This is a genomic window from Runella zeae DSM 19591, from assembly GCF_000423565.1.
Taxonomy (GTDB): Bacteria; Bacteroidota; Bacteroidia; order Cytophagales; family Spirosomataceae; genus Runella; species Runella zeae.
The window spans coordinates 25,728-34,269 of sequence record NZ_AUIF01000062.1; the positions used below are offsets into that span (position 1 = coordinate 25,728).

At 48.0% G+C, this 8,542-nt stretch carries 8 protein-coding genes; 1 reads left to right on the plus strand and 7 read right to left on the minus strand.

Going from position 1 to position 8,542, the window contains the following annotated elements; translation table 11 throughout:
* Window positions 1-58 precede the first annotated feature (58 nt).
* The 4 genes from G563_RS0116680 to G563_RS0116695 all read right to left on the minus strand — a co-directional run bounded on the left by G563_RS0116680 (window position 59) and on the right by G563_RS0116695 (window position 6,728).
* A complete protein-coding gene (locus tag G563_RS0116680) occupies window positions 59-853 on the minus strand; it encodes a DNA adenine methylase (protein ID WP_051211030.1) in 795 nt (264 codons plus the stop codon).
* A gap of 85 nt (window positions 854-938) precedes the next feature.
* On the minus strand, window positions 939-4,205 hold the full coding sequence (locus G563_RS0116685) for a phage tail tape measure protein (RefSeq protein WP_028666319.1): 3,267 nt from the start codon (window positions 4,203-4,205) through the stop codon (window positions 939-941).
* Window positions 4,206-4,224: 19 nt separating this feature from the next.
* A complete protein-coding gene (locus G563_RS0116690; protein WP_028666320.1) occupies window positions 4,225-4,719 on the minus strand; it encodes a hypothetical protein in 495 nt (164 codons plus the stop codon).
* Window positions 4,716-6,728: a hypothetical protein gene (locus tag G563_RS0116695; RefSeq protein WP_157585414.1), complete on the minus strand. Its 2,013-nt coding sequence runs from the start codon at window positions 6,726-6,728 to the stop codon at window positions 4,716-4,718. The genes G563_RS0116690 and G563_RS0116695 overlap by 4 nt, the downstream gene beginning before the upstream one ends.
* A 124-nt stretch (window positions 6,729-6,852) precedes the next feature.
* On the opposite strand from G563_RS0116695, the gene G563_RS0116700 reads away from it, so the two are divergent.
* Window positions 6,853-7,293, plus strand: a complete 441-nt coding sequence (locus G563_RS0116700; protein ID WP_028666322.1) for a hypothetical protein — start codon at window positions 6,853-6,855, stop codon at window positions 7,291-7,293.
* A gap of 44 nt (window positions 7,294-7,337) precedes the next feature.
* On the opposite strand, the gene G563_RS38120 is transcribed toward G563_RS0116700, so the two are convergent.
* The 3 genes from G563_RS38120 to G563_RS38465 all read right to left on the minus strand — a co-directional run.
* Window positions 7,338-7,505 (minus strand): hypothetical protein, encoded by a 168-nt coding sequence (locus G563_RS38120; RefSeq protein WP_157585416.1) that lies wholly within the window; start codon window positions 7,503-7,505, stop codon window positions 7,338-7,340.
* Window positions 7,506-7,536: 31 nt separating this feature from the next.
* Entirely contained in the window at window positions 7,537-7,791 is a 255-nt protein-coding gene (locus tag G563_RS0116710) for a hypothetical protein (protein WP_028666323.1), read from the minus strand.
* On the minus strand, window positions 7,788-8,542 hold a 755-nt coding region (locus G563_RS38465; protein ID WP_028666324.1), incomplete at its 5' end, for a hypothetical protein. The genes G563_RS0116710 and G563_RS38465, both read right to left, overlap by 4 nt.

Sequence of the window (8,542 nt, forward strand, 5' to 3'; positions counted from 1 at the left end):
TTTTTTGTCTTCAAAATGGCAAGAAAATATTCCCAAAAAACGGCGAAAAATATTCCTGCTAATAATTCCAAGTCAAACACTCAATCTTGGTCTTATTTTCTTTTCTGCGGCCGTCTACGGCAAGAGACTTTTGATGGTCTTCGGTTTTCCAATGGTACTTTTGACGATAATCAAAAAGTAAATTTTCGGGATAGCTTGAGAGTAAAAACTTACCCTGCATCGATACGCAAGCATCGAGGAGCTGCCTAAAGTGTTCTTCTGTATACCCTGCATAATGCCCCTGGTTGGCCGATACGTAGGGCGGATCGAGGTAGAAAAATGTGTTTGGCGAATCGTAGGCTTTAATCACCTTCAGTACGTCGTAGCATTCAATCGTTACTTTCTTCATGCGGAGCTGGAAGGCATCGGTGAAGGCATTCTTTTTGTTGTGCAGCTTGAAGGCACACTTACCCCCGCGGTCGTATCCAAAACCTGACCCTATTTGGGAACCAAACGACATGTTGGTTTGTACCCACACCGCCCACGCCATCGCCAATGGGTCGGTGATAAGCTCCTCACCAGACTCATACTCCACCCCCGATTCTTTGTGCTGCGCTCTTGAGTGGAAGGTTTCGTCAATCTTGGCTTGGAGGTCTTCAAAATCATACTTGAGCGCGCGGTAAAACGTAACAAGACGGTGATTGATGTCGTTGACGATTTCAGCTTCAGAGGGAGGTTTGGCAAAAAACACCGCGCCACCGCCAAAGAAAGGCTCAACGTACAGGGTGTGAGAGGGGATTTTGGGAAGGATACTGTTGAGCATTTTTTGTTTACCACCGTAGTAGGTGATAGGCGTTTTCATTTCTTTTTTCATGGTTGCTATTAGATTTGGGTCGCAAAAAACCCCTGCCTTACACCATAAAAGGTAGGACAGGGGTTTGGGAGGAAAAACGCCCAAATTAAGCACTGTGGGCGGTTTTGATGTAGTCGAGCATCTCTTGCGTTTGCTCAATCTGTCGATAGTTCCACGGCTTTTTGGCAAACTTGGCCATCTCCTCGCGGGTGGCCTTTTGCTCGGCCAAAAAGAGCGCCATCATTGAGGCCAATTGGGCGCTACCAGCGTCGGGAGTGGTAGAGGCAGAGGAGCCAAGATCGGCACGTTTGGTGAAGTCATAGCCGCTTGTACGTAGAGCCTCGGTGAGTGCCACAAAATTGGCATGAATAGGACTCTGAAGCATGGGATTGGAGATGACATATTCCATGCCACCCACGCCATTTTTTCCGGCTTCGCCTGCCATGTAGGAGCGGCGGCCGAGATTGAAGAGCGTCGGGCGGCGCACGTAGCCTTCAGGATTTCCGCTGTTGTCGAGGTAGAGCGAAAGTAAGTCAGTGGGGCCACCGGTAGCGCGGCCGGGCATACGCTGGAAGTTAGGGGCATTGGGTGTTTTGGCATCACTCAGCACGGCCTTGGCCTTGGCGATATTGGCCAGTACCGTGGCAACACCAGTGGCAATTTTGATGGCGGCATCGATAGGGGTCAAACTTGCATAGGCTCCTTTGGCAGTCATTGTTGAAATAGCAGCTGCGGTATCGGTAGCAATCTGTACCAGGGTGGCGATTTTCTTGAATTCGGCAAACTCGGTTTCGTTGGATGCGGCAATCTCAAAGAAACTGGCAAAAATATTTCCTACGGTGCTAGTTAGTACCCCTACTTGTTCAATCTCTTTTTGACGTCGTTGGTCTGATACTTCCTGAGATTTTAAATCATACTTTTTGATGATAGCAAGCCTTTTTGCTTCATAAGCATCCCAAAGCGGAAGTATTTGCTCCTGAGCAAGTCTAGCTTCGGTAGCTAAAGTAAGCAGCCTAACATATTCATTATTGGCTAAGGTAAGCTCTCTGGTTTGGTCATCTTCTTGGTTTTTAGCAGTATAGTCAGTAATTTCGGATAAAGCATCTTTTTTCTTGCTACCTAGATCCTCATCTAGCTTTTGTTGCCGCTTTTGATATTCCTCCTCCGCTTTTTTACGCTGCTTTTCTGCTTCGGTTGCTGCTTTTGTGGTTTGTTGCTCCTGCAATCGTCCCAGCTCTGCCGTTTCTAGTTCGGCCAATTGGGTCAAGTAGTCTTTGTTTCCTTTGGCCAGCTCCCGCAGGCGTTCGTATTTAAACTTCACTACTTGTACTTCACGCTCATTGGAGTTTAGGAGATCGAGTTGAGCATCTTCGCGGAGCTTTTGCAGTTCAGCCTTGAGCTGCTTAAACTCATCTACTTCCTTGTCTTTTTTGTTTGGGCCATCACCGGTGTAGGTTTTGGTATCGCCACCACCGCCGCCGCCGCCATCACCACTACTTTCAGCAGCACGGCGGGCATTTCTACGGTCGGCGATAGTTAGTACCCCGTCCAATTTTTTAAGGCTCTGCTCCTGCTCCTTGATTTTTTTGTTGAGTTCCTCAACCTGTGCTTTCCTTTGAGCAAGTTCAGAATTGGATAGTTGTTTGGTATACACTGCCCCACCACCAGTTCCAGTACTGGCCTCTACGACTTGTTTTTCATTAAGCTCTTTGATTAATACAGCACGTTGTTTTTGGAGGTCTTGAAGTTCGGAAGTGACTTTGTCTTTGGTTTGTATCCGCAGTACCTCCATTGCGGCTCTTTGCGACTTAATGAACTCTTCGGTTTTTTTGGTGGAGATATCAATGGCATTGCCATACTCGTCAAACTTGACCGCCGCTTCAGGAACAATCTTTGCGATTTTTTGAATCACCTCATTAAGTTCCTTTTGCACGTCCTTTCCAGCGTACATTTGGGACTTCAGCTCATCGTATTTTTTGATGAGAGGTTCAAGGTTTTTTTCGGTTTTCGCTAGACTTTGGGTTTTCTGATTATAGTCTGAAGTAGCGATACTAGCTTCGTTGATTACCCCCAGCAGCTTTCCAAAAGAAAAAATAAAGGGGTCTAAAGCTGACTTAGCCACTAGCCACAGGTCTTCGAATTTCTTAGAGATTTTGTCCATAATCGCCGCACTGTTGGTATTAGCGCGGTTGTATTCGTCCAGTACTGAAGTACCCGATTGGAACTCCTCATTGGAGACGCGTTGCGATTCACGAACGAGGTCAATCTTGCCGGCCAAGGCTCCAATAACTTGCGCCCCTTCTGAGCCTTCGATACCAAGGGTTTTGAAAGTGGTCGCTAGTCCTTCTATGCCTTTTCCGGATACGTTAGCCCCTTCGATCACGCGGAGAAAAGCCTCGTTAGCATCGTTTTTGAGTAGCGACGAAAACTCTTTGATACTCATCCCTGCTACCTTTGCAAAATAAGGGACATTTTTGCCCAGGGCAAGAATCATCTTGGCGATATTGGTCGAGGCAAGTTCAGGCGATTGGCCAAGCTGATCCATGGCCGCCGCAAGACCAAGTACGTCAGGAACGGAAATCTTGGCGGTCGGAGCGACACCAGCGAGGCGAGTGGTGAAATTGACGATGTATTCTTCACTGGCAGATGAAGCCGCTCCCAGCGAGTTGATCGCCGAACCAACTTTCAGAAAACTATCCTGAATCCCGAATTGCTCCTTCAGGTTGAAGATTTCGATGATTTTTGAAATCTTCGTAATGGCCTCCTCCGCACTACCGCCCAGATCTTTGGCCAAAGCCACTTTGATGATGTCTGCACCCTTCACAAACTCAGTAGTACCCTCCAGCGTAGACTCTCCAAGCTTTCCGGCGATTTCGGCCAGCTCTGCCAGCTCGGTGCGCGTACTACGGGTGTCCATGTTTTGGAACTCATCAAAAAGGGCTTGCACTTCATCATTGGCCAAGCCGGTTGTCTTGCCGACATTGGTCATTTCGTCGGCGATTTCGGCAATCTTTTGGGGGGCTTGTGAGGCTAAATCCATCAACTTACTCAGTCCTTGGGTAAGCAGATTGCCACCTACTACCCCCGCGATAGTGCTTTTGGCGTTAGAGGCGAATCGCTGCCAGTCGCTTTGGTTTTTGCCGAGCTGCGTACTTTGGCTTTTCAACTCACTATTCATGCTCGACAGTGCTGTTTCGAGTTGGTGTAGTTCCTTCTTGAGCTTTTCGTAAGCGGCTGGGTCGGCAGCTTCCGACATATTTCGCAGCATCCGCTCAGTGTCGTAAGTAGCCTTTTGCACGGCCTTGATTGAAGTCTCAGCACGGCGACCATCGATTACGAGGTCTACGACGGCTTGATCGCGTTTAGTTGCCATTTGTGGTTTATTATTATAATTAGAGCGACATCTTCAGCTCAGTGGTTAAGATGTCAGAAACCATTCCCACCAGTCCTTTCCCGTATCGTTTTACGAGCAGTTCGGCGAGTCGTCGTTGCGAAAAAGTCTTGGTTTTGCCAATCCATTTCACTGGTCGCCGCCCGACACCGTCGCCGATGCGCCGCCCAAAGCGTGAGCTTGCGTATTTTTGGTCGGTGTAGCTGATTCCTTTTCCTACGCCCATGTCGACCATGCGGCCGTGCAACGGGAATTTGAAACTGAGGGTAGACAAGCCTGAATTCATGTGTAGTGAGCTATTCCATTCACGCCTGAGCGCCCCGCTCCGGAATCGAATTCGGGTAGCTTGGTAGCCATCCTTCGTGATGATTTTGGTGCCTCGTTTTCGATACACCTTTTTGTCGAGCTGCTCCTGCCAGTCTTTGATGGCGTATTTCTGAAATTGTGAGAGCATTCCACGCAGATTGATGCGTTCGTTGAGTGTTAGATTTTTCATCCGATTCGATAGCCAGCACCGGGTAGTATGCGCAGCGTGTTGGGAATTGCATAATATTGGTCAGGGTAAGCTACTTGGGCGGCTGGGTCATCGCTCGCAAAAGCTTGGAAGTAGACTTCAGCTAACAGTTCAGTACCGGGATTTTGGACACGTGCGGCTTTTCTTACAGTCTCCGTTTTGGTTTGGCCAGCTTCACTATCAAAACCTTTTGTTTGGTATTGATAGTGAATCACGAGCCTATCGGCTACGGCCGGCATGGTGCCCGCCTGATCATAGAAAAACTTGAACGTAATACTATAGGCGCGTATGGTAGGTACAATACTGCCAAGGTCATACAGCTCAATTTTGACCCAAATTCCACTTGGTACAGAAGGCGTATAATCTGAAGGAATGAGGATTGGCCACAGGGTGGCTTCGGTGGTAAGCAATCCCTCCTCAGCTGGCCATCGTGTGGTGAGACTCTGAATAAGACAGGGCAGCTTGAGAAACTCCGGCGACTGAGTAAGCACCGGCTCCCAGAGCCTAGCTGATTTCGCTTGGCCAATCTTGAGACGAAAGGTCTGGGTAATGGGCTTCGAAAAAGCACGGAACTCATAGTAAGGCCGAACCCAACGATGAAATATGCTATTGGGTTCGTCAGGGTGAGTGGCAAGATTGCCTACGGTAGTCTGCCTATAATTACGAGGAATGCTACTAAGCATGGGGTAAGGAAAACCAAGCTGGTCGGGTTGCATACCTAGATACGACATCAATATGGGAGGGTGCGTGGGCAGCTCAAGGGTGTATTGACCAAGACCGGCATAGCGTGTATCAATCGTCTGAATGGGAGTGTCATCCGTTGGTACCATCATGTTGACTTTCAGTAGGAGAAGGTTCCGCTTCTGGATCGCCATTGCCAAGGTAGAAAGCTTCATACTTACTTGGGTTTCACCAAGACCAATGGTATAAGGGGTTGGTTGGGCATTTTCCTTGTCAATACCTCGAAGGGAGGCAAACTGCAGGGTGTATCCACCCTGCCTAATGGGGTCGATGGTATGTCCAGAAAGTAGCTGCTCACTCAAGTCGAGCGTGGGGCGTTGGGATTTCAACTCTTCGAAGCTCCGAAAAATTACGCTCTGGGTGGCTGAGTTAAAAAAAACGCCTACGCCTAGGTCAGTACGTAGAAATTTGAAAAACTCGTTGAGTTTCATGCTCCAGACATGGTAGCGAGCGTATACCGACACCCCAAATCCAAAGTTATATTCGACACTGGTGGCCATGTTATTGTACATCACCAACGCCCTCACATCAGGATCATGGTACCAGCTGCCGTCAGCCGTGAATCCAAGGGCTTCGCATACACGTTTGATCACCCACCAGAGATAGAAAAATGGTACCACGGGGCTACCGTATACCGTGATAGTTTCGTTGGTTCCCTGTACCTTTTCAGTTTGCATATCGCCGACGAAACCAAGTCGATATTCATTGATATAGTCTCGGTGACGAAAAAAACGAGTCTCTGGCCCTTCATCTTCCATGCGCTTGGCGTCTGTCGCCTTGGGGTTGTAGACGGGCGCAAACACAAAAGGCCACGGATTGGTAAGGGGATCGACTGTGCGAGTCATTGCGGCCGGCAGGGTAGTAGGATCAGTGGCTACCTGAAAAGTATCCTCGGCCACGATATCGGAGATACTTTTGGTGCGTAATTGTACGGCGACCTCGCTCTGATCGAACACAAGGTAAGCGTCTGCTTCATCATTTTTGATGCGAAAGTTCAGTATAGCAGGTCCCCATGGCAGGCCGTCGATACTCATGGCAACCGAAATACCAGTAAAGTTGCTTGCCTCAAAACGATGCTTGTGACTGATGAAAGATTGATTGGAAGGTGTAAGCGGAAAGCGAAACGGAAAAGACCAGCTACCCAGCAGCGTATCATCTTCACTGATAAGCCAGGAATTCAGCTCTTGCTCAAGTGTAGTATCTGGATATAGCTCAAGATATTGACCTTTCGAGTTTTGAATCTCAATCATTTGCGCAGTTTTTCTACGAAAAAAAAGCCAAAACACACGCCCTCATGGGACACGAAAAGCAGAACGTGCGCGTTTTTAGGGAGATTCGATGTAGAGTATAGTATTAACCCAAATTTTAACTTTAATGAAAACTTTGATTTCGTTTTGTATGGTCACTTTGATGGCCATTTTGTTTCAGGCTGAGGCAATGGCTCAATCGCCGGGTATTATGAAATTTGTGAGCTCCAGTACCGGCAGTGACACAGTGCGCGTGTACGCTACCCAAAACCGTACCATGCAACTCAACCTGGGCGGCTACTACGATGCCGTAACCGTGACCTCGAATATCGATCGCGTAGGCTCTACCACCCTAGCAGGCACTTACAAGCTTCAGAAGCGGTTGCACAGTGCAGCAGGCTGGACAGATGTAGCATCAATGACTTACACCATCACCAACACACCACAGCAGTATATTACTTGGGATCTCCCCGCAGGCATTTACGGAGAACTCCAAATTCACTATACAGGATCCGGGAGCGGAACAGGATTTGCCAAGAGTTGGGCATCTACCTATAGGCGAAAGTGACAATATCCACATAAAAAAAGCGCTGCATTGATGCAGCGCTTTTTTTATTTTAGGAGGATTAGCAACGTAAGCCAAATAGCGGTCGAGCCACCCGCCCCAATCCAGATTCCTTTCTTTCGAGCCTTTTTCTCTAAGCCAGGCGTTACGATTTCTCGGTAATTTCGATAAGCATCGGTAGTATCAGCCAGCCTCTGCTCGGCGCTGATAAGCATATCATAGCAGGCCACGGCCGCGTCGGCATCACTAATCCGCTGCGCGTTGAAGGCTATCGTTGTAGCGCGCCTCTGCGATTCTTCGCTTAAGCGCTTGGAGCTTACGCAACTTGACGCTATCAGGCTGAGCAAGGCTAACAAGAGCCACACTGTCAGATTGTTTTTTGATTTCATCGACGGTAGGGTTTTGGTTGGTTTTTCGCTGCCACACAAGCATAGACAGCGTGGCAAGGGCCAGCATCGTAAGCAATGCCAGCACAACAAGTAAGGTTTTGTTAGGTTTCATTCCGGGTATAGATTATTAAGAAAGGTTTGTTCTGTTAAGGGCTTGAGCGTGTATCCTTGATACTCCGCGAAAAGCTTCGCGGCTTCGTAGATAAGCAATTTGTTGCCGCTAAACAGCATCGTATGCAGATTCTTATAGCCGCTTTGGGTTGGTACCCACTTGGGTATATAATCGTTCTGCTCATCAACCTTTTGGTAGGTCGAATCCACAATCCGATAGAACTCGAAGTGACAAAATAAGGCTGCTGTATCGCCCAAAATGGGATTAAGTGCTTTGGCGGATATGCCTTCCACATAGTAGCCCCCAGGAATGCGCGGGGACTTAAAAAATGTGGAATCGCACTTGAAGACTAGGTGCTGCGACTGTGCCACTCCCGACACAAATAGCAATAGGATTAATAGGTACTTTTTCATAGATTTTACGGCGTTCTCAACGTGGTTAGCATCTAGAAAGTGAAGAAACCTCTCTACACGAGAGCCAAATTTTGTAAGGTTGTATATTTCTTTGTTAAGCCCAAGGTCAGCTGAAATCGTGCGAAAACTGCCAAACTTATACTTCTCCACCCTTCGACCTCGAAACAATAAGTCCCATAGCTCCCCCCCTACGACATTGATGATGATATCGTAAGCGATAGCAATGTTCTTTGCGTAGGTGGAAAGGCTCTCTTTTTTCGAGAGCTTAATTCCTATCGTAACAAGAATTAGAAAAGGGGACAGCACGAAGAAGATAGTGCGCGCGAAAATGGCTAGGA

Excerpts from the sequence above, each read along its gene's own strand:
- G563_RS0116680 (WP_051211030.1), bottom strand. The coding sequence starts at position 853 with ATGAAAAAAGAAATGAAAACGCCTATCACCTACTACGGTGGTAAACAA.
- G563_RS0116685 (WP_028666319.1), bottom strand. The coding sequence starts at position 4,205 with ATGGCAACTAAACGCGATCAAGCCGTCGTAGACCTCGTAATCGATGGT.
- G563_RS0116690 (WP_028666320.1), bottom strand. The coding sequence starts at position 4,719 with ATGAAAAATCTAACACTCAACGAACGCATCAATCTGCGTGGAATGCTC.
- G563_RS0116695 (WP_157585414.1), bottom strand. The coding sequence starts at position 6,728 with ATGATTGAGATTCAAAACTCGAAAGGTCAATATCTTGAGCTATATCCA.
- G563_RS0116700 (WP_028666322.1), top strand. The coding sequence starts at position 6,853 with ATGAAAACTTTGATTTCGTTTTGTATGGTCACTTTGATGGCCATTTTG.
- G563_RS38120 (WP_157585416.1), bottom strand. The coding sequence starts at position 7,505 with ATGCTTATCAGCGCCGAGCAGAGGCTGGCTGATACTACCGATGCTTAT.
- G563_RS0116710 (WP_028666323.1), bottom strand. The coding sequence starts at position 7,791 with ATGAAACCTAACAAAACCTTACTTGTTGTGCTGGCATTGCTTACGATG.